Annotated in this window: 20 protein-coding genes and 2 pseudogenes; 12 read left to right on the top strand and 10 right to left on the bottom strand. The window is 62.5% G+C overall.

The genetic code is table 11. From position 1 onward, the window contains the following. Window positions 1-83: 83 nt before the first annotated feature. From A4G99_RS15190 to A4G99_RS15170, 5 genes are read right to left on the bottom strand one after another with little or no spacing between them, the layout of a single operon-like run. The gene (locus A4G99_RS15190) at window positions 84-1,403 is read right to left on the bottom strand and encodes an ABC transporter ATP-binding protein (protein WP_066145401.1); all 1,320 of its coding nucleotides are present in this window, start codon (window positions 1,401-1,403) and stop codon (window positions 84-86) included. Continuing rightward, window positions 1,396-2,598 carry an ABC transporter ATP-binding protein gene (locus A4G99_RS15185; RefSeq protein WP_066145398.1) on the bottom strand — a complete coding sequence of 401 codons (1,203 nt, stop codon included), beginning with the start codon at window positions 2,596-2,598 and terminating at the stop codon, window positions 1,396-1,398. Before A4G99_RS15185 ends, A4G99_RS15190 begins: the two co-directional genes overlap by 8 nt. Then, on the bottom strand, window positions 2,595-3,611 hold the full coding sequence (locus tag A4G99_RS15180; RefSeq protein WP_066145395.1) for an ABC transporter permease: 1,017 nt from the start codon (window positions 3,609-3,611) through the stop codon (window positions 2,595-2,597). The genes A4G99_RS15185 and A4G99_RS15180 overlap by 4 nt, the downstream gene beginning before the upstream one ends. Then, entirely contained in the window at window positions 3,608-4,594 is a 987-nt protein-coding gene (locus A4G99_RS15175; protein ID WP_066145392.1) for an ABC transporter permease, read from the bottom strand. Before A4G99_RS15175 ends, A4G99_RS15180 begins: the two co-directional genes overlap by 4 nt. Window positions 4,595-4,624: 30 nt before the next feature. Further along, window positions 4,625-6,253, bottom strand: coding sequence for an ABC transporter substrate-binding protein (locus tag A4G99_RS15170; RefSeq protein ID WP_190303776.1), 1,629 nt, complete (start codon window positions 6,251-6,253; stop codon window positions 4,625-4,627). A 130-nt stretch (window positions 6,254-6,383) separates the two neighbouring features. Here A4G99_RS15170 and A4G99_RS15165 point away from each other — a divergent pair, with 130 nt between their 5' ends. The 5 genes from A4G99_RS15165 (at window position 6,384) to moaC (ending at window position 10,652) form a co-directional block, all read left to right on the top strand. Further along, entirely contained in the window at window positions 6,384-7,013 is a 630-nt protein-coding gene (locus A4G99_RS15165; RefSeq protein ID WP_066145390.1) for a reverse transcriptase-like protein, read from the top strand. Between the two features lie 190 nt (window positions 7,014-7,203). Then, window positions 7,204-8,013, top strand: a complete 810-nt coding sequence (locus tag A4G99_RS15160; RefSeq protein ID WP_223301911.1) for a DUF3592 domain-containing protein — start codon at window positions 7,204-7,206, stop codon at window positions 8,011-8,013. A 134-nt stretch (window positions 8,014-8,147) separates the two neighbouring features. Next, window positions 8,148-8,564 (top strand): hypothetical protein, encoded by a 417-nt coding sequence (locus A4G99_RS15155; RefSeq protein WP_066146609.1) that lies wholly within the window; start codon window positions 8,148-8,150, stop codon window positions 8,562-8,564. 167 nt (window positions 8,565-8,731) lie between these two features. After that, complete coding sequence (locus A4G99_RS15150) at window positions 8,732-10,159, top strand: bifunctional ADP-dependent NAD(P)H-hydrate dehydratase/NAD(P)H-hydrate epimerase (protein ID WP_066145386.1); 1,428 nt, start codon at window positions 8,732-8,734, stop codon at window positions 10,157-10,159. Further along, window positions 10,152-10,652, top strand: a complete 501-nt coding sequence (moaC, locus tag A4G99_RS15145) for a cyclic pyranopterin monophosphate synthase MoaC (protein WP_066145384.1) — start codon at window positions 10,152-10,154, stop codon at window positions 10,650-10,652. The genes A4G99_RS15150 and moaC overlap by 8 nt, the downstream gene beginning before the upstream one ends. A gap of 11 nt (window positions 10,653-10,663) precedes the next feature. On the opposite strand, the gene A4G99_RS15140 is transcribed toward moaC, so the two are convergent. Then, a complete protein-coding gene (locus A4G99_RS15140) occupies window positions 10,664-11,038 on the bottom strand; it encodes a helix-turn-helix domain-containing protein (protein WP_066145382.1) in 375 nt (124 codons plus the stop codon). Between the two features lie 246 nt (window positions 11,039-11,284). On the opposite strand from A4G99_RS15140, the gene A4G99_RS15135 reads away from it, so the two are divergent. Next, entirely contained in the window at window positions 11,285-11,476 is a 192-nt protein-coding gene (locus A4G99_RS15135) for a hypothetical protein (protein WP_066145379.1), read from the top strand. On the opposite strand, the gene hflX is transcribed toward A4G99_RS15135, so the two are convergent. Continuing rightward, window positions 11,473-12,768: a GTPase HflX gene (gene hflX / locus A4G99_RS15130; RefSeq protein ID WP_066145377.1), complete on the bottom strand. Its 1,296-nt coding sequence runs from the start codon at window positions 12,766-12,768 to the stop codon at window positions 11,473-11,475. The genes A4G99_RS15135 and hflX overlap by 4 nt on opposite strands. Next, a complete protein-coding gene (locus A4G99_RS15125; protein ID WP_082837874.1) occupies window positions 12,765-13,121 on the bottom strand; it encodes a DUF2209 family protein in 357 nt (118 codons plus the stop codon). The genes hflX and A4G99_RS15125 overlap by 4 nt, the downstream gene beginning before the upstream one ends. A gap of 180 nt (window positions 13,122-13,301) precedes the next feature. Between A4G99_RS15125 and A4G99_RS15120 the strand changes: the two genes are divergently transcribed. The 4 genes and pseudogenes from A4G99_RS15120 to A4G99_RS15105 all read left to right on the top strand — a co-directional run bounded on the left by A4G99_RS15120 (window position 13,302) and on the right by A4G99_RS15105 (window position 18,132). After that, complete coding sequence (locus A4G99_RS15120; RefSeq protein ID WP_066145374.1) at window positions 13,302-14,480, top strand: thiolase domain-containing protein; 1,179 nt, start codon at window positions 13,302-13,304, stop codon at window positions 14,478-14,480. Next, window positions 14,477-15,891: pseudogene (locus tag A4G99_RS29870) on the top strand (zinc ribbon domain-containing protein). Before A4G99_RS15120 ends, A4G99_RS29870 begins: the two are co-directional and overlap by 4 nt. A 512-nt stretch (window positions 15,892-16,403) precedes the next feature. After that, window positions 16,404-17,296 (top strand): annotated as a pseudogene (locus tag A4G99_RS15110) (3-hydroxyacyl-CoA dehydrogenase family protein). After that, complete coding sequence (locus A4G99_RS15105; protein ID WP_066145371.1) at window positions 17,293-18,132, top strand: enoyl-CoA hydratase/isomerase family protein; 840 nt, start codon at window positions 17,293-17,295, stop codon at window positions 18,130-18,132. Before A4G99_RS15110 ends, A4G99_RS15105 begins: the two are co-directional and overlap by 4 nt. Here A4G99_RS15105 and A4G99_RS15100 read toward each other — a convergent pair whose 3' ends face one another. Then, window positions 18,133-18,915 (bottom strand): winged helix-turn-helix domain-containing protein, encoded by a 783-nt coding sequence (locus A4G99_RS15100; RefSeq protein ID WP_066145368.1) that lies wholly within the window; start codon window positions 18,913-18,915, stop codon window positions 18,133-18,135. 251 nt (window positions 18,916-19,166) lie between these two features. On the opposite strand from A4G99_RS15100, the gene A4G99_RS15095 reads away from it, so the two are divergent. Further along, window positions 19,167-19,523, top strand: coding sequence for a hypothetical protein (locus A4G99_RS15095; RefSeq protein ID WP_066146604.1), 357 nt, complete (start codon window positions 19,167-19,169; stop codon window positions 19,521-19,523). 227 nt (window positions 19,524-19,750) lie between these two features. Continuing rightward, window positions 19,751-20,587, top strand: a complete 837-nt coding sequence (locus tag A4G99_RS15090) for an MBL fold metallo-hydrolase (protein WP_066145365.1) — start codon at window positions 19,751-19,753, stop codon at window positions 20,585-20,587. Window positions 20,588-20,615: 28 nt separating this feature from the next. Here A4G99_RS15090 and A4G99_RS15085 read toward each other — a convergent pair whose 3' ends face one another. Next, on the bottom strand, window positions 20,616-20,915 hold the full coding sequence (locus A4G99_RS15085; RefSeq protein WP_066145362.1) for a hypothetical protein: 300 nt from the start codon (window positions 20,913-20,915) through the stop codon (window positions 20,616-20,618). Window positions 20,916-20,934 lie beyond the last annotated feature (19 nt).

Here is a 20,934-nt window from a genome sequence, read left to right as displayed (position 1 = left end):
TGGGGTTCATCTAGTACTGCTTCTTCGCGTATAACTCTTCGTCCGTGGACACGGGTTCGAAGCGTGAAAATAATCGGGGGAGGTTAATCGGCCGACGATTCGATTCCCGGTTCGGATTCCGACTCCGTCTTCGGCGGTTCCGGTTGATCGTAGAGGTGGCAGGCCGCCGGGTGTTCGCGGTTCTGGAGCACCGGATTCTGACGCTCGCAGACGCTCGCAAAGCGGTCACGCATGACGGCAACGGCACCCTCGCGGTCGCCGGAGACGAACCGCTCGAACGATTCGGCGACCGTTTCGCGGTTGTCGCCGTCGAGTTCGTGGTCGAACAGTTCGTCCCACAACTCGGCGATAAGCGCCTCGTCCCCGATTTCCTCGGGGTTCTCGTTCGCCCCGGCGACCAACTCCCGAACCCCGTGGCGCGTCAGGTCGCCCGATTCGAGGCGTTCGCGGTAGTCCATCACCTCGCGATACGCCGACTGGGAGATTCGGACGTCCTCGGGCGGAATGACGTTCGGACACCGCGTCCGGAAGTGACACCCCGACGGCGGGTTTCGCGGCGACGGCACGTCGCCAGACAGCGTGTGGATGTCGCGCTCCTGTTCGCTGGTGTCCGCACGCGGCACGCTCTCCAGCAGGGCCTTCGTGTAGGGGTGCTGTGGGTCGTTGAATATCTCGTCCACCGGTCCGAGTTCCACGATTTCGCCGAGGTACATCACCGCCACGCGGTCGGAGATGTGCCGAACCACGGAGAGGTCGTGGGCGATGAACAGGTACGTCAACCCGAGTTCGTTCTGCAGGTCCTGCAGGAGGTTGAGCACCTGCGCCTGCACGGAGACGTCCAGCGCCGAGACGGGTTCGTCCAACACGATGAACTCGGGTTCCAGCGCGAGCGACCGAGCGATGCCGATACGTTGGCGCTGGCCGCCCGAGAACTCGTGCGGGTAGCGGTCGATCTGTCCCGCAGACAGGCCGACGCGCTCCATCAGTTCCTGGGCGCGCTCGCGCCGTTCCGCCCGCGAATCGACGCCGTGAACGTCCAGCGGTTCGCGGATGATTTCGCCCGCCGTCATCCGCGGGTCGAGGCTGGAAAACGGGTCCTGAAAGACGACCTGTGCCCGCTTTCTGAATTCGGTCAGGTCGTCCATCTGGTAGACGTTCTGCCCGTCGAAGACGACGCGACCGTCGGTCGCGTCGCGGAGACCCAACAGGGTCTCACCGGTCGTGGATTTCCCACAGCCGGATTCGCCGACCAGTCCGAGCGTCTCGCCCTCCTCGATGGCGAAGGAGATGCCATCGACGGCTTTCACGCTCTTCGGCTCGCGGCCGAGCAGGCGGTCGGTCAGCGTGTCCTGTTCGAAGTAGTACTTCTGCAGTTCCTCGACGCGGACGAGGTGGTCAGTCATCGTTTGCCTCCATGGGTTCGGTTCGTTCGTCGTCCTCGAAGTGGTTCGACGGAAGCGCCCTCGCTTCGTCGTACTCCATCTCGGTGAGCACACAGCGCGCTTCGTGTTCGGGGCTGCCGCCCGCGTCGTGCATCGACGGATGTGACAGACACTCCTCCATCGCCTTCGGACAGCGGTCGGCGAAGTAACAGCGGTCGTCCATCTCCGAATCGATCAGGTCGGGGACGTTCCCCTCGATGGGTTGCAGCCGCGGTGCGGGGTCCTCCAAGTCGGGAAGCGACCCGAGCAGCCCCTGCGTGTACGGGTGGACCGAGTCGTCGAACACGTCTTCGAGCGTCCCGTGTTCGACCAGTTCCCCGGCGTACATCACGCCGACGCGGTCGCACATCCGGGCGACGACGCCGAGGTTGTGCGTGATGAGCATGATGCTCATGCCCGTGTCGGCCTGCAACTCCCGAAGCAGGTCGAGGATCTGGGCCTGAATCGTCACGTCCAGCGCCGTCGTCGGTTCGTCCGCGATGAGCAGGTCGGGTTCACCGGCGAGCGCTTGGGCGATCATCGCCCGCTGAAGCATCCCGCCCGAGAACTGGTGGGGGTACTCGTCGGCGCGGTCCGCCGGGTCGGGAATCCCGACCTGTTCGAGCAGTTCGATGGCCTTCGCCCGGCTCGGTTCGCTGACGTAGTCCCGGGACGGGAAGATGGTTCCCGCGATGAGGCTTCCGAGGCCGTAGCCCTGCGTCCGCGAGCGCGTCGAACGCGGGTTTGCCTTCGCCCGTCGCTGGACTTCGACCGCCTCGGCGATTTGTTCGCCGACCGTGATCGACGGGTTGAGGCTGCTCATCGGGTCCTGGAAGATCATGCTGAACGACGGGCCGCGCAGGGCGCGGCGTTCCCGCGTCGTCAACTGCCGGATGTCCACGAACTCGCCGTCGACCGCCTCGGGACGATTGCCTCCGACTTCCTCGGCGAGCGTGGGGTTCCGATACCACACCTCGCCCGACGTGATCCTGCCGGGCGACTCCACGAGGTCGATGATGGAGAGCGCGGCGACGCTCTTTCCGGACCCCGATTCGCCGACGACTCCGAACACTTCCTCCTCCCGCACGTCGAAGCTGATTGACTCACAGGCGTTGACTTGCCCGTTCTCCGTGAAGAAACGGGTCGAGAGGTCACGCACGCGAAGCAGGTCGCTCATACGCCACCCCCTTCGCCGTCGATGCCGGGGTCGAGCGCGTCGCGCAACCAGTCACCGACGAGGTTGATGCCGATGACGGTGATGACGATGGCCAATCCCGGCACCGTCGAAATCCACCACGACGTGGCGAGGTAGTCCTTCCCCTGCGAGATGTCGAAGCCCCACGAGAGGTTCACCCCGGAGAAGCCGAGGTAGGACAGCGAGCTTTCGAGCAGGATGATGGCCGCAATCTGGATGGTCGCCAGGACGATGATGGGCGTCACGCTGTTCGGCAGGATGTGCTTACGAAGGACGAACGAGTGGCGCGCCCCCACCGAGCGGGCCGCCTTGACGTACTCCTCGCCGACGACCGTCAGCGCCTCGCCGCGTGAGACGCGGGCGAACCACACCCAGTTGACGAGCGCGACGACGACGACGACCGTCGCCGAGACCCCGATTTTGGCGGGCATCCCGGAAACGAGGCCGCTGGCCACGAAGGGGTCGGGGACCCTGATGACCTGCTGGTCGAACATGCCGACGAGCGCAATCGCCAACACGAGCGACGGGAACGCCAGCATGATGTCCGCGCTTCGCATCAGCGCGTCGTCCACGAGTTCACCGTAGTATCCCGCGACCAGTCCGACGGTGACGCCGATGAGCATCGCCAACAAGGTCCCGAAGATACCGACGAGGAGCGACGTTCTCGCCCCGTAGATAACTCGTGAGAGGATGTCCCTCCCGAGTTGGTCGGTCCCGAGCGGATGGGAGGGTTGTGCTTTCACGTAGGTCGTGTTGTTGACGATCTTCACCTGTCCATCGACCATCTTCGAACTCGTCTGCGTTGTCTGCTTGCTGAAGCCGAGCGGCGGCAGTTTCGAGTCGTCCAAATTCTGGTTGTACGGGTTGTGCGGGGCGATGAACGGCGCGAACACCGCGACGAGGATGACCGCGATGACGAGCACGAGGCCGATTTTCGCCAACAGGCTGCTGCGGAACTCGCGTTTGAGGTTCCGGAGCGTCCGGGGAGAGATCATTCGTAGACCACCTGCGGGTTGATGTACGCGTACAGGAAGTCCACGGCGATGTTCACGAGGACGAAGCCCGTCCCGATGATGATGAGCGTCCCCTGAATGAGCGGCCAGTCACGGGTGTTGATCGAGTGGATGATCAGCGTCCCGAGGCCGGGCCACGCGAACACCTGTTCGGTGATGACCGCGCCGCCGATGAGCGTCCCCAGTTGCAGACCGAGAACGGTGATGACGGGAATGAGCGTGTTCCGAAGCGCGTGTTTGTATCGCACGAGCGTCTCCGGAAGTCCCTTCGCCCGCGACGCCCGGATGTAGGTCTTCCCGAGTTCGTCGAGCATGCCGCTCCGGGTCAACCGGGTGATGAGCGCGGTGAAGTACGTTCCCAGCGTGATCGCCGGGAGGAAGATGTGTTTCCCCCACGTGACGAGTCCGCTAATGCTCCCCTGCGTGAGAAGCATCTCAACCGCCGGGAAGAACCCCATGCCGCGATGGCCGGTCGGGAACGACCCGCCGACCGCCAGCAGCAACACCAGCATGATTCCGAGCCAGAAGTTCGGCGTGCTGATGCCCGTCAACGAGAACGTCGTCGCCAGATAGTCGACCGGGTCGTGGCGTCGCGTCGCGCTGATGACGCCCAACGGGATCGAGAGCACGATGGCGACGATGCTGGACGCGACGGCGAGTTCGATGGTCGCCGGAAGCCGCGCGAAGATGCGCGAACTGGCTTGCGTCCCGGAGACGTACGAGTACCCCATATCCCCGTGTAGGAGGTTCCAGATGTACTCGCCGTACTGGACGTACAACGGTTTGTTCAGGCCGAGTTCCATTGCGATTCTGTGTTTCAACTGTGGCGAGGCGTTCAGCGGAGCGATGACCGTAATCGGACTTCCAGGTGTGACGAACCTGAGGAGAAACACTACGGTAACGACCCCCCAGATGACGAAGATTCCCTGTAAGCCCCGTCGGAACAGGAACCGTCCCATCGACATCTATGAACACCCCATCGATAACTGATTCATCTACTTTGAAGAGATGGCGTAGGCGTCGATACGTTCGTCACGGCGTGCCTCCCAGTTGATGCGTTGGCTGACGCCGTACACACTGTACTGCCGGTTGAGGAAAATCCACGGCGCTTGGTCGTGGAGCGTTTTGTTGATCTTGTACAGTTTCTGGTTCCGCTTGTCCCCGCCCGGCATGTTCTGTGCTTCCTTCATCATCTTGTCCACGTCCTTGTTGCTGTAGGACGTGAGCGCCCCGTTCGTCGTGAGGAGCGGGATGATGGTTTGGCTCGCGTCGAACGTCGCGTTCCCCCAACCGATGAGGTAGAACTTCGGACCGGTGTCGATCTTGCCGTCGGTCAGCTCCCCGGCGAGCGAATTGAAGTCGCGCTGTTTCACCGAACAGTTGACGTTCTTGAGCTGGTCGATCTGTTTGGCCACCGCCTGTGCGATTTCCACATCCTTCAGGTACCGTCCGACTGGCGTGTGAAGTGTAATCTTCGCCCCGGCGTTGCCGCTCTCCTCGACGAGTTGTTCGGCCTTCTTCTTCTTCGCCGGGTACGGTTTGACGTTCGAATTGTAGCCGGTGAACCCTTCCAGCGTTGGCTGGCCGGTCGGACCGGCGAAACTGGAGAGGATGTTCTCGATGATGCTGTCGAGGTCGATGGCGTAGTTCATCGCCTGTCGGAACTTCGGGCTGTCGAACGGTTTCGCGTCGTAGCGCATCGCGTTGTAGATGATGCGCGTGCTCGGAACGGCCGAGAGGGTGGTTTTCTTCGAATTTTTCACGTTCCCCGCATCCTGCGGCGGGACGTTGACGATGATGTCCGTCTCGCCGTTGAGCAGTTGGTTCACCCGTGTGCTCGACTCCTTCGCCGCGTTGAACGTGAGTTCCGACACCGCCGCCGGGTCGCGCCAGTAGTCCTCGTTGCGCTCGAAGACGACTTTCACGTCTTCGGTGTATTTCTTGAGTTTGAACGGGCCGGTTCCGTTCATGTGCTTCGCGATGTAGTTCTTCTCGTGACTCTGCACCCACTTCTTCTGCATGACGTCGCAGTAGGTCGCAAAGAGGCCGAATACGATGGGATTCACGCCGTCCGACGTGACCTCGACTTTGCCGTCTTTGACCTCCGCACCGGTCACGCCCGAAAGCTGGTCGCTCTGTGGGCTTTCGAGGTTCCCGACGTCCGATTTCACGATGCGGTTGACGCTGAACGCGACGTCCTCCGGCGTGAGCTTTTCGCCGCTGTGGAATTTCACGTCGTCGCGGATGGTGAACGCCACCGTCTTGTCGCCGGTTCGCTCGTACTTCGTCGCCAACTGCTTCGTGATCTTCCCCTTCTTATCGCGCGAGAGGATACCTTCGTAGGCTTGAAGAACGACGTTGTCCGTCGTCGTCTCCCGGTGGTTGTGCGGGTCGAGCGTGGACGGCATCTGTCCCTGCGTGATGGTCGCGGGGAGGTCGCCCGATGACGAGTTCCCGTTTCCACCGCTGTCGGTGCTCGATGTGGTACTGTCGGTACCATCGCCACCACCGTCGTTCTGGTCGTTGCCGTCTCCGCCACCGAGACAGCCAGCCAGGGCCGCCGACGCTGCCGCACCGCCTGCAAATTTCAAATACGTCCGCCGATTGAGTCTCTCGTCGGGCATACCCTGACATGGCGGGTAACTACATATATATCTGTGGTATGGGACAACATCGCCCGCGTTTTATTGTCTCATGACATTTCCTACTGAACCCAACCGCACATTTATGTAATACTACACCGATACGACAGATATGGCCGTTCACGGCCGTCATCCCTCATTACGTGACCTGTTCGATGAGTCGCCCACCCCACACATCGCCCACCCGCCTCACACGCACCATCGTGACTTCTACATCACGAGCGATGGGTCGTTCGACCAGGAGACGGGCGACGGTGGTCTCGGGGTCATCATCGAGACACGCGACGGCAGGCGGGTCGCCCGACTCTCGGTCCCCGACGACGGCGTCCCCGACAACAACGTCGCCGAATATCGCGCGCTTCACCTCGGACTCGACGTGTTGGCCGTCCGCGCACCGAAGCACGCACGAGTCGGCGTGTTGGTAGACCACGACCAACTGGCCGCCAACGTCAACAACGCCGTTCTCGCTCACAACCGGACGGACTGGCGACCGCCGAAACCGTTCTCCGTCCCGCATGCGGGTAAGTACCATTGGCGGGGCATCCGCGCCAGAATCGCCGGGTTCGGCGAACTCCGGGCCGCACGGATTCGAAGCGAGCAGAATCCGGCTCATCCGCTGGCGAACGCACCGGACCAGTACGCCCACGTCAACCGCGAACCCGAGCGGTGCCTGCTCCCGAACGCGCCGGGGTCGAGCGAGGCGCAGATTCCGCCGCCGTCACGCGCTAACAGACACGCGTGATATCTGCGATGCGTGATATCTGCGTGTTCGCGGACGAACGCGTGACGAACGAAATGTACCGAGCGCGATAGAGACTCGGAGACGGCCGAAATCCTCGGTACGAGTGGCGGGTAGTGCGTTTTCTCCCACCCGTCGCGTTCGTGTTGGCCGATAGGTAATTTATACCGGACGATAGAAGTATCAGTGTCGCATGATGCAGAATCGTAGTCTCAGAGTCGTTGCCTTCGTGCTCGCAATCGCGTTGATCGGTTACGGCGGGATGTCCGTCTATCGCCAACATCACATGGTCGATACGTACGAGACGACGAACGGCACGGTCGTCGCCACGTCCATTCATTCGGAACAGGATACGAAACCGTCGTTGTTCGGCGATTCGAAGTCGTACTACCCGACCGTCAAATACAGCTACTCAGTCGGAGGGACGTCGTATTCGAACGACAATATCTACTCGTCGGCCAAGCGGCCCGGCGGGAGTGGGGGACAATCGAAAGCCGCGAGATTTCTGAGCAAGTATCCGAAAGGAAAACGCGTCGTCATCCACTATTCGGAGAACGACCCGTCGAAGTCGTTTCTCTCCTCGCGCTACACGTTCTTCCCAGCGTATTTCGCGCTCCTCATCGGATTGCTGTTGTTCCGCGACAGCCTGAATCCCGGCACGTCGTGGATACGCACGTTACTCTACAGACACGGTTCGTCCCGAGGTAAATCGAACGAGGGCTCGATGCTCGCCGACCCGCCGTCCCTCGACTCGGAGGATTGGGACGACGATGACGACTGGCCGCAACGCGAATCCGCTTCCACGACGGACGCTCCGGGGTCAGTCCCGGTCACCGACGGCCGTCGACTGCTGTTGTTGTCGGCGGGGTTCTACCTCGCCGCCGCCGCCGTTCTGGGCCACTACTTCCTCGTGTCGAGTCAACCGTACGGCTACGTCGCCTACGCGAGCGCGCTCGTGCTGGCGGCGGGCGTCGTAATCGAGATGAAAGTCAAGCATTTGTGATTTCTCGTGGAGAGGAACTGCGCTGCTTCGTATTTGAGAATTGTCGTCGCTTGATGCGTCACGAATCCGCGAGATACGGACAGCGAAACACCTACTATCCCGGTTTGAGTGAATTGGTTCAAGGTGGCACGCGAATGGGTACGCGGATAACGAATTGGTTCTCGCGATACTGGAAGCGCAAAACGAACCGGCCGGATTACAGGCAGGCGTACGTCAAGCTCCCGCTCGACACCGAGTTACCGTCGTTGGCGGTCGAGTTCGAACGCGTCTGCGAAGGCCGACTCGACCGCGTCCCGCGCCGGGATTCGTTGGTCGTCGATACCGACTTCGTCCCCGAGGAGCGTTTCGACGCCGAGCGCTTCGACGAGTTGGTCGCCGAACTGAAGGCGCGCGCGCCCCGGCGCTACATCCTTCACGATTCGATCAAGTGGCGACGACACGACGGCGGCGTGGCCAAGATGCACACCGTGGTACCGGTGAAACGGCTGTACTCCGTCGAGGAAGGCGACGAGACGGCGGCCCACGAGTCCGTCCGAAAACGCCCGCGATAGCGACGATAACGTGAATGAGTCGGGGGTAACGAGAGGCGTATCCTGAAAGCGCTCTCACCCCAACAGAGCGAACCGCTATTCCTCCCTCTTGAAGCCGCTACCGAATCGCACGGCTCGAACCGCCCTAGCCCATAACGTTAACCCGGAATCCGACCGAACGGCCGGGTATGATAACCGCAGCGCGGATGGCCGCCGTGGACGAGAACGCGGAGTACCTCGGCGTGCCCCGCAAACAGTTGATGGAATCGAGTGGAAACGCCATCGCCCGCCGCGTCAGGGAGATGGCTTCGCCGGGAGCGAACGTCGCCATCGTGGCAGGGCGGGGGAACAACGGCGGGGACGCCTTCGTCGCCGCGCGGTTTCTCGACGAGTACGAGGTGTCCGTCCTGCTACTTGGCCGCGCCGAAACCCTCGGTACCGACATCGCGCGTGAGAACTGGAACGCCCTTCAGCAGGCCGACTACGACACGACCGAGGTGACGGATTCCCGGGCGTTCGAACTCCCCGACTGCGACCTCGTGATCGATGCAATGCTCGGAACCGGCGTGACCGGGGCGCTCCGCGAACCCGCCGCGACGGCGGCGCGGGCCATCAACGACGCCGACGCGTCCGTTCTCGCGGTGGACGTCCCCTCGGGTGTGGACGCCGATTCGGGCGAATCCGAAGGTACTGCGGTCGAAGCCGACGCGGTCGTCACGTTCCACGACATGAAACCCGGACTCGCGGACGTCGCATCCGACGTGACCGTCTCGGACATCGGCATCCCCGCCGCCGCCGAACGAATCGTCGGACCGGGCGACCTCCGGAGCGTGCAGGGGAACGTCGGCGGACGCGTGTTCGTCATCGGTGGCGGGCCGTTCACGGGTGCGCCCGCGTTGGCCGGCCAATCCGCGCTACGGGCGGGAGCGGACCTCTCGTTCGTCGCCGCGCCGGATTCCGTGGCGAGCGTGATTCAGGGCTACGCCGAGGACCTCATCGTCCAACCCTACGACGGCGACATTCTCACGCCCGAGCAGGTGGACGACTTGGTCGACACCGCCGAATCGTACGACGACACCGTGGTCATCGGGCCGGGACTCGGGAACGCCGACGAAACCCTCGACGCGGCGACGGACTTCCTCGAATCCTACACCGGACGAGCGGTCGTTGACGCCGACGCGCTCCCGGCGATTCCGGACCTCGAAACGGACGCCACCCTCGTCTGCACGCCGAATCGCAAGGAACTGGCCGAGATGGGCGGGCCGGACACGGACGACCTGACCGAAGTCACCAACGAAATCGAGCACCTCGCGGCCGACATCGGCCACGTCGTGCTGGCGAAGGGGAAGACCGACGTGATCTCGGACGGCGAGCGAACGCGAGTCGTCCGGACGGGCAACACGGGCATGACGGTCGGCGGCACGGGCGACCTGCTCGCCGGAATCGTCGCCGGACTGTTCGGGACGACGGAAGCGTTCGACGCCGCCTGCGTCGGATCGTTCGTCAACGGACGCGCGGGCGACCTGTGCTACGACGACGGCCGCTACGAGGGACTGTTCGCCTCCGACATGCTCGAAACGATTCCGGCGGCGATGTGGGGTGCGGACGATGTCTGAAAACGGAACCGACGACGGTGAACTGACCCACACGGACGAATCGGGCGAGGTGCAGATGGTGAACGTCGGCGACAAACCCGACACCGCTCGTCGGGCGACCGCCGAGGGCGAGATCCACCTCAAACCCTCGACGGTCGACGCGATTCGGGAGAACGACCTGAAGAAGGGCGACGTGTTGGCGACCGCTCGAATCGGCGCGGTACAGGCCGTCAAACACACGTGGGAGACGATTCCGATGTGTCACCAGATTCCGATCACGAACGTGGACACCGAGTTCGACGTGCGGGACGACCGAGTCGTCCTCTCGGTCGCCGTCGAGACGACCGGGAAGACGGGGTGTGAGATGGAAGCACTGGAGGGGGTCACGACGGGGTTGAACGTCGTCTGGGACATGGTGAAGGCCGTCGAGAAGGACGCTGACGGAGGGTATCCGGACACCGCCATCCGGAACGTTCGCGTGGTCGAGAAGGAAAAACGGGAACTGGAACGGTAGCGGGCCCGGATTCACACCATCGCCGAGTCCGGGTCGTCGGCGGGGGCGAGATACTCCGACCCCCAGTCGCGCATGGAGAGAATGACGGGTTCGAGCGATTCACCGATGGACGTCAGCGAGTACTCCACCCGCACCGGTTTGTCGCTCACGATTTCGCGGTTGACGAGGCGTTTTTCGCCCAAATCCTCCAAACTATCCGAAAGCACTTTGCTCGAAATGCCATCGACTTCCTCCTTGAGGGCATTGAACCCGAGCGGGCCGCTCACGAGCAGTCGATGGACGATGACGGGATGCCACTTCTTGCCGACGAGCGTCGCCGTCGCGGTGATCGGACACCAATCCTCGCCCGCACACCACATGGTCAGCCGTTCCGATTCGTCGCTCATACGCGGAATAGGTCGTCAGCTGATAAAAAGTTACGTCACGAAATCGACTTACCGATAGTAACCGTTTTTCGGCTTTTTACCGGGTTAAATACCGTTAGGTAAGCATCCCGACTAGATTTTGCCACGTAACGGTACTTCAGATAGAATGTCTCCGATAGCGAACAGTTATGATGCTTCGTCGCCTATCGAATACTGAGAAACCATGGTAGTAGGTAACACTTATCACTGAGGGGTTGCTACCGAACAATGGAGACAAACAAACTACCGAATCGCATGACCACGAGCACGCACGAAGCAGACGACTCCCAACCGAACCGGGACAAAGACCGATACGCCGAACTCGAAGTGCAGGACGACGCAGTCCTCATTTACGATCAAAAGAACCACTGCGCGTGGATTCGCTCGAACGGGGCCGTATCGTTATATTCGATGCTTTAAGCCGACGGCACCGCCGTCAGATCACTCGCTTTCGACCGGGATTGTTGAACGATAGAGGGCCGTGCCTCGAACTCGACCACGACTTCGTCGTCGGTGTAGGTCACGTCCTCCACGCGTCCGTGATCGTGAACCCACGATACGACGCTCATCGTTTCATCCGTCATCGGCATGACGAGGCGTTCGAACTCCCAATCGGGTAATTCGATATCGATACGCCGTTTGAGTTCCGCCACGTTCAGATCATCCTTACCGCTGATAGCGACCGGATTCGGCGCGAGTGCCGATAGCGCCTTCCGCTTTTCATCGAGTTCCTCGTCGCTCACGGCATCGATCTTGTTCAACACCGTCACGATGGGCGCTTGATTGCGCTCGTACAGCGTGTCGTGACAGGTGACGAGTTTCTCCCGGATGTCGTCTACGGGTTCGCTCACGTCCACCACGAGCAACACGAGGTCGGCGTAGTACACCGCATCCAACGTCGATTTGAACGATTCCACCAACCAGTGTGGAAGGTCGCTGATGAACCCGACCGTGTCCGTCAACAACACGTCCCGCCGGTCGATGTCCGCCTTTCTGGTCGTGGTTCCGAGCGTCGTAAACAGGCGGTCCTCGGCTTCCGCGGTCGGGTCCAAGTCCGGATGCAAATCGTCGTTCTCACCGATTTCGAGGTCCTCGGCGAGGCGCTGGAGGAGCGTGGATTTGCCCGCGTTCGTGTATCCCGCGAGCGCCACGAGGTCGAATCCCGATTCGCGGCGCTTCTGTCTGCGGTCCGCCTCCTTGTCCGCGATGGCGTCCAGTTCGTCCTTGATGCGGCTTATCTGATCCTTGATGGCCTGTTCGTGGCTCTCGTCGTACTCACCGAGCCCCATGAATCCCGGCCGCTCGTCACGTTTCGCGAGGCTCGTCTTCGCCTCGACGCGCGGCAGTTCGAAGCGCAGTTCCGCCAACTCGACCTGCAACTGCGCTTTCCGCGTCTGGGCGCGCTGGCCGAAGATTTCGAGGATCAATCGGAAGCGGTCGATGACCTCGGTTCCGTCGGGCAGTCGCTGGCCCAGGTTGTACGTCTGATACGGCCCGAGTTGATTGTCGAAGATGACGATTCCGGCATCCCGTTCGGTGACGGCCGCGGAGAGTTCCGCGACCTTCCCCTCGCCGAACTGGTATGCGGCGTCCTCTTCTCTCGATTGGGTGACTTCCGCGGCGACGTCGTAGCCCGCGGCGCGGGCCAACTCCGACAGTTCGTCGATGGAAGCGGTTCCGTCATCTACCCGTTTTGCAAGTATCGCTTTCATAGGAGTAGTTTGCGGGCGGCGTACGCGGCGTGGTGTGCGGCCTGCACTGTTTCACGTTCAGCTATGCTCTCGACGTACTTAAAATCAGGTTCGAGATACTGTTCGACCATCCAAATCGGCTCCTCGTAGAATTCTCCTCGTTCGGCGACGATGGGCTCCGCCGTCGGGTCCGGGAGGTCGAAAACGGCGTCGGCGACGACTCTCGTCGTTTCCGAAAGCGTCGGTTCCGCGTGACTGACCGCAAAGCCCATCCCCCGTACGCTGTGAAGTCGTGTCGTTCCGACCGTCGCGTGGACGGCGGCGGCGACCATCAGGTACTCGCCTTCCTCCTCGTGGCGACCGCTGATGTCGATGCCGACCACGTCAGCCGTGCCGGTCCTTCACCTTGATTGCCGCGTGTCCGTACACGGTCGCCAGTAGGCCGCCGAGGTTCTTGAATCTCCCGCCGGTATCGTGGAAGCGATGGGAACCCATCCCGGCGAAAGCGTGGCGGTGACGGCAGTTATTTCCCCCCACGACTGCCAGTTCGAGACATGCGAGATGCGTACTTGGTCGGCGCGGCCCAGACGGATTTCGGGTCGTTCCCCGACGAAAGCTACCGGTCGCTGTTCCGCACCGCCTTCGAAGCGGCCTGCGACAGCGTCCCGGCGGGTATCGACCCGAACGACGTGGACGAGGCAGTCGTCGGCACGCTCGGCGTCGGCGGCCGTCAACTGGGTCTCTCCGGCCCGGCGGTGACCGAACACGTCGGCCTCGACGGAATCCCGTGCACCCGCGTCGAGAACGCCTGTGCGGCGAGCGGCTACGCGGTCCGGCAGGCCGTGCAGGCCGTCAAGAGCGGCATGGCGGACATCGTCCTCGCGGGCGGCGTCGAAGTCATGACCGACACGTCGAGCGACGCGACGAAGTACTGGCTCGGCGTCTCCGGCGAAACCGAGTGGGAGCGCCTCTCGGGAACCACGTTCGCGGGCGTCTACGCGCAGATGGCCGACGCACACATGGAGAAATACGGCACGACCGCCGAGCATCTCTCCCGCGTCGCGGTGAAGAACCACGCCAACGGCGCGAAGAACCCGCACGCTCAACTCGGCTTCGAGTGTTCCCTGGAGGACGCGATGAACGCGCAAGTCGTCGCCGACCCCCTCACGCTGTATCACTGCTGTCCGACGAGCGACGGGGCGGCCTGCGCCGTCGTCGTGAGCGAGGACGTGGTGGACGAGTACACCGACGACCCCATCCGAATCGCGGGCGTCGGCGCGGCCAGCGACCGCGTCGGATTGTTCCAGCGCGACACCTACACCTCGGTTCCGGCCTCCCGCGAGGCCGCCCAATCGGCCTACGAGATGGCAGATGTCACGCCCGAGGACATCGACTTCGCGGAGGTCCACGACTGTTTCGCCATCGCGGAACTGCTGGCCTACGAGGACCTCGGCTTCTGCGAACCGGGCGAGGCCGGTGAACTCGTCGCCTCGGGCGCCACGGAACTCGGCGGCGAACGCCCCGTCAACACCTCCGGTGGCCTGAAATCGAAGGGACACCCCATCGGCGCGACCGGGGCCGGACAGATGGTCGAAGCGTACAAACAGCTCTCGGGAAGTGCAGGCGAACGACAAGTAGAAGGCGCGAAACGCGGCCTGACGCACAACGTCGGCGGGAGCGGCGGGGCGGCCGTCGTCCACGTGCTCGAAAAGGAATCGGAGGTGGAAGCATGAAAATCGCCGCGGTCGGTGCCTACGCGCCGCGGTTCCGGATTTCCGCCGACGAGTTCCGCGAGGCGTGGGGGCAGTTCCACGCCGCCGGAGTGAACGAGAAATCGGTGCCGAACGCCGACGAGGACGCCCTGACGATGGCCTACGAGGCCGCACGGCGGGCGCTCGACGCCGCCGGAACTCCGGAAATTTCGTTCCTCGCCTTCGCCTCCACCACGCCGCCGATGGCCGAGGAGGACGTGACCGCCCGAGCTCGGCGGCATGCTCGGCGTACCCGACGACGCGACGCGCACCGTCGTCACCGGAAGCACCCGCGCCGGGACGCGGGCGCTCGTGGCCGGACTCGCCGCAGGCCCGTGGGACGACGGCGTCGGCTTGGTCGTCGCCGCGGACGCTCCCCGCGGCGAACCGGATTCGGGAGAAGACCACGCGGCGGGCGCGGGTGCGGCGGCCGTCTCCTCGCGGACGACGGCCCCGCTAGCGTGGTCGAACTGGCCGAATACACGACGGAATTCCCCGGCACGCGCTTCCGCGAGACGGCGCGTCGAGCGTCGAGGGATTGGGCGTCACCAGCTACGACCGACGAGCGTTCTCGGAAACGCTCGCGGGCGCAGTCGGGCAGTTGGACGCCGACGAAGTGGACGCTGCGGCGGTGCAGGCACCCGACGGGAAACTCCCGTACCGCGCCGCGGGCGCGCTCGGCGTCGGCATCGACGAAATTCGGGCGGGCGCGCTCGACCACGAACTCGGCGACACGGGCGCGGCGAGCGTCCCGCTGAGCCTGGCCAAATCCCTCGCCGACGGTCACGAACGAATCCTCGCCGCCTCGTTCGGCAGCGGCGCGGGGGCGGACGCGTTCGTGATCGAGACGGATGGCGACGTTCCCGTCTCGCTGGCGCTCGACGGCGACGACCCCGTTTCCTACGCCGAATATCTCCGACTGCGCGGCGACCTGACCTCCGGCCCGCCGAGCGGTGGCGGAGCGTACGTCAGCGTGCCGTCGTGGCGACGCACGCTCGACCAGCGACACCGATTGCTCGCCGGGAAGTGTCCGGACTGCGGCGCGCTGAACTTCCCGCCGGAAGGCGCGTGTAACGGTTGTAACTCGCTGGGCGAGTACGACGACGTGCGACTGACCGGCGAGGGAACCGTCGAAGCCGTGACGACCATCTCGCAGGGCGGCGCTCCTCCCGAGTTCGCCGAACAGCAGGCAAAATCGGGCGACTTCGACGTGGCGGTCGTCGCCCTCTCCGGACCGAATGGCGGGGAGGCGAGCGTTCCCGCGCAGGTGGCAGGGGCCGAACCCGGAACCCTCGAAATCGGCGATTCGGTGGAGACGACGATGCGTCGTATCTATACGCAGGAAGGCGTCACGAGGTACGGGTTTAAAATCCAGCCACCGGCTAGATTTTAAAGTATACTGGCGCTATGCTCCAGTAGTGGTTTAAAGTTCGTCCGACAGACGAACTTTAAATTAGACCAGAGCTCCGCTCTGGTCGTAGTTCGAGGTTCAGCCGACTGACTGAATCTCGAGATCGGGTCGGGGTTCCGTACCGATCGGAGGTCGAACTCCGGCGCGAGGGCAGGAAAACGGGGAGCGAACGAATAACCGACCCTCGACAGTTCCCCCATCACGGGCCGAAGATACTAGATACTCGTCAGTCGATTTCGGGCAGACGTGACGAACTCCCGTCTCGAACTGATTGCTTCGAAAGAAATCTTGTCTCGTGTACCCCTACCCGAGACAATTAGTCGATTTCCCGGCGAGGATAAAAGCTTTCTGTAAACGGTTACGGTGGCAATACGTTCGACGTAATTCTCGGAAATCATACAGACAGGGACGATGGATAAACGATATCAGAGACCTGCCGCCGTATCGGACCCGGAGATAAACGTTTTTCGTGCGTCCGAACGCGTTTTTGCACGATGAAGGTAGGCGTACTCGGAGCGGGGACGATGGGTCACGGAATCGCACAGGTGACGGCGATGGCGGGTCACGACGTGACGCTCCGCGACATCGAGGAGGAGTTCGTGGAGAACGGCATCGAGAGCATCGAGGCGAACCTCCAAGGAGGTGTCGAGCGCGACAAGGTCTCGGAAGCCGAGAAGGAAGCCGCACTCGGCCGAATTTCCGGGACGACGGACCTCGAAGCGGCCGTCACCGACGCGGACATGGTGGTCGAGGCGGTGCCGGAGAAGATGGATATAAAGCGCGAGACGTTCGCGGATGTGGAGGAGTTCGCGTCCGACGACGCGATCATCGCGTCGAACACCTCGTCGCTCTCGCTGACCGAAATCGCCAGCGCACTGAACGATCCGAGTCGGGCCATCGGTCTACACTTTTTCAATCCGGTGCACATCATGAAACTGGTCGAAATCGTGATTCCCGAACAGAGTAGTTTGACGACGGTCGAATTCGCGTCCGAGTTCGTGGACGGCATCGACAAGGTGGGCGTCGAGGTCAACGACTCGCCGGGATTCGCGTCCTCGCGCCTCGGCGTCGCTCTCGGCGTCGAAGCGATTCGCATGTTACAGGAGGGCGTGGCGAGTCCCGAGGCATCGACACGGCGATGGAACTCGGTTACAACCACCCGATGGGACCGATCGAACTCGGCGACGTGGTCGGGTTGGACGTCAGACTCGGTATCCTCGAACACCTCCGCGAGGAACTCGGCGAGCGGTTCCGCCCGCCGCAGATTCTGCGCCAGAAGGTTCGCGCCGGAAAACTCGGCAAGAAGACCGGCGAGGGGTTCTACGTCTGGGAGGACGGCGAAATCGTGGGAGTGTCGGGACAAATGAATGGCGGTGACGACGAATGACTGACGACGACACCGGATCGGACGACAGCCCCGGCAGTCCCGAACAGGTCGCAAGCGAGTGTGAAACGGTTGATTTCGACGTCGAGAGGTACGTCGGCACGGTCACCCTGAACCGGCCCGATGCGCGCAACGCGCTGAACGCGCAGGTGCGCGCCGAACTGAAGGACGTCCTCGACGCCGTGGAGGCGTCGCCGGACGTGCGCGTCGTCGTGCTCACGGGCGCGTCGGAGGCGAAGGCGTTCGTCGCGGGGGCCGACGTGAAGGAGCTGCGGGAACGGGACGCGCTCTCCCAGCGCGAAGCGAGCAAGCGGCCGCGCGTGTACGAGTACGTGGACGACCTGGAAAAGCCGGTCATCGCGGCCATCAACGGCCACGCACTCGGCGGGGGTTGTGAACTCGCGCAGGCCTGCGACGTGCGTATCGCACACGAGCGGGCAAAACTCGGCCAACCCGAGATCAACCTCGGCATCATGCCCGGCGGCGGTGGCACCCAGCGACTGGCGCGACTGGTCGGCGAGGGACAAGCCATGCGACTCGTCCTCTCCGGGGAGATCATCGACGCCGAGGAAGCCCGGGAAATCGGCCTCGTGGACGAAGTCCGTGAAGACGGGGAGTTCGAGGACCGCGTGTACGAACTCGCGGGTCGGATGGCCGATAAGAGCCCGACGGCACTCGAACTGGCGAAGAAGGCGGTGAAAGCGAGCAGTCGGATGGACCTCGAATCAGGAATCGAGTACGAAGCGGAACTGTTCGCCCTGCTGTTCGCGTCGGGGGACAAAAACGAGGGAATCGACGCGTTCCTCGAAGACCGCGACCCGGAATGGGAAGACCGGTAGTTACCTCCCGCCGACGAGGGTCGCCCGCTCGCGGTAGGATTCGAACACGTCTTTTCCCCACTCTACCGAAGCGGGAGTGTCGTTCGCGATGATACCACGGAGTTCGCCCCGCTCGTCGTAGACGACGACACTGACGCCGTCGTGTGCGCCTTCAACGACGATGAGTCCGTACGGGAACGTCGCGTCCATCTCCCAGATAGATAGCTGGTCCGAGTCCAGCGCTTCGTTCAACTGCGGACCGTAATCCGTGACGAGGAACTCGACCACGGGGCGTTCGAGTACCAACTCTGCGGTCATGTCCCCGTCGATGACACGGTCGTGAAACAGTTCGACGTACTGGGGAAGTGCCACCGGCGAGATACCGCGCACGGCGTCCGCGCTGTCGACCATCTCCCTGAACGACCGTATCGGATAGTTGGGGGCGTGTCGCTCGGCGAGAACCGTCCGGGCGTCGTCGAGGAGAGCGGTGGATAGCTCTGCCTCCGATGGAAGGGTGGAGAGCAGTTGGCGGGTTCGACGGACGTCTTCGGCGGTGGCTCGAAAGGAATCGTACTCGCTTGCGAGTATCCGTCCGACGAGCGTCAAGGCGAGTCCGTCGTCGGTTCGCTCGACGAGGTCGTACTCGTGGAGTTCCCGCACCGCTTTGTACACCGTCGAACGGGAGACGCCCAGTTCGTCCCCGAGATGGTGTTTCGGGATCGGTCCCGACGAGAGTGCGGCGAGAAATCCGGCACGCTTGACGACTGTCGAAATCAGCGCTTCCGGTCCACTCTCGTCGGACATGAGTTACCGACGGTTTCCCACCCGATTGTTATAAATCTGGCTTAAAACACAGAAACAGTTATAAACCTCGTTCGGGATTCGAGACCCGTTTTAGGAGAAGATACGATTTTTCGATTTCGAATTCCATTTGGTGAATTAAAGTGATAAGCCCTCGTTTCGATGGTTTTTCCGCCCGGGCGTTCGGTTCGGGCGTCGGTTCCCGCTACGCGACGGCCCGATACCACCACGAACCCACTCACAAGGAGATACGTATGGTCACAAGTCAGCATTCACTCGGACGTAGAAACGAAACTACCACCCCATCACCATCCGAACTGCTCACCGTCCTCGAACACCGCCTCCGTCGCATCGTTCTCGGATATCTCTCGGTGCACGAACCACCTGTCTCGCTGGCAGAACTCGTCACTGTCCTCGCCGAGGACGAGTCGGTCCCCACGGCGGACCGTCGACAACTTACCATCGAACTACACCACAATCATCTCCCGCGACTCTCGGACTGCGGACTTATCAGTTACAACATTGAGACGAACACGGTCGAATGCGCCTTCGACGACCCCGAGATAGAAACGTCTCTCGACCGCATCTCCGGGTCGTCCATCAGAATGTGAGGTACGGCGGTAGAGGCCGCACCCGTCAGAGACACATTGCAGTACCGACTGCCTGCCGCGACAGTGAAGACACTATCCGCAGGCGTTAAGTTAGTGTGACTGAGTGGGCATATGTCTTTGGTTAGTGAGTTCATGTCGTCGATTCATTCTGTACGTATCTGCACATATATTCGAGATTACCCCGAGTCGAACACAAGATTTAGGCGCGTTTGCCGGGCAGTATTCACATGGCAAGTAGCGACTGGGGGGATTGGCTCCCGCGAGAAGTCGAGGAAACGACACCGGATGGAATCGCGCTCTGGTATCTCGGTTGCAACGGGTTCATCCTGAAGGGGAGCGACGAAACGACGCTGTTCATCGACCCGTACGTCGGCACGGGTGATCCGCCGCGAACCGTCCGGATGATTCCCGTCCCGTTCGACCCGGAAGACGTGACGGAAGCCGATGCGGTGCTGGCGACCCACGAACACACCGACCACGTTCACGGGCCAAGCCAAGCGCCCATCCTCGCCTCGACCGGCGCGACGTTCTACGCACCCGACGACAGCCTCGCCGTCGCACGTCAGGACGAGCAGTGGACGGACAACTGGGACGTCTCGGACGACCAGTTCGAGGAAGTAGCGGAGGGAGAGACGTTCGAAGTCGGCGAGTTCACGATTCACGTCGAACCGAGCCACGACGCCGACGCGACACATCCCGTCTCCTACGTCATCGAACACGGTGACGTCACCTTCTTCCACGGCGGCGACACCAAACCCGGGGAGAAACTCGAAACCGTCGGCGAATCCTACGACATCGACCTCGGCGTGCTCGCCTTCGGTTCCGACGGGTGGATTCCCGACAAGGAAACCCGCGAACCGAAGTACACGAAGTGGTACAGCGACGAAAACGAGATCGCCGACGCGGCGAACGCCCTCCAACTCGATACGCTCCTCCCGACCCACTGGGACATGTGGAAAGGGCTGACGGCCGACCCGACGGCGCTGTACGACCACACGCGGAGCTACGACTATCCGAACGCACTGAAGATCATCGAGATCGGTGACCGCGTCGAACTGAGCTAAAAAACGGCGAACGACGATTTTCGGGCGTTCAGTGCGAGTGGCCGGTCGCCTGCTCGAACGTGATGCCGATCCGCTCCTCGAACAGCTCTCGTGCTTTCTCCTCGATGGCGACGACTTCCTCGTCGGGTTGGCCCTGCGTGTGGTGAACCGCCGCGTGGGCCTGCTGGACGAAGGAGACGACGGCCATGTCGCCGATGACGGTCTCCCGCGATTCGTCCTCCTCGCGGAGCAGGTCGATGAGTCCCGGCGGGAGCTCGACCTCGTCGGTGTTTCCGTCCGGTCCTTCGATGGTGTACGTTTCCGTCTCGACGGAATCTGTTTCTACCATACCACCCGTTTTGACGTGA

Source organism: Haladaptatus sp. R4, assembly GCF_001625445.1.
Taxonomy (GTDB): Archaea; Halobacteriota; Halobacteria; order Halobacteriales; family Haladaptataceae; genus Haladaptatus.
The sequence above is the reverse complement of the archived record's forward strand: the minus strand, read 5'-3'. Positions and strand labels throughout refer to the sequence as shown.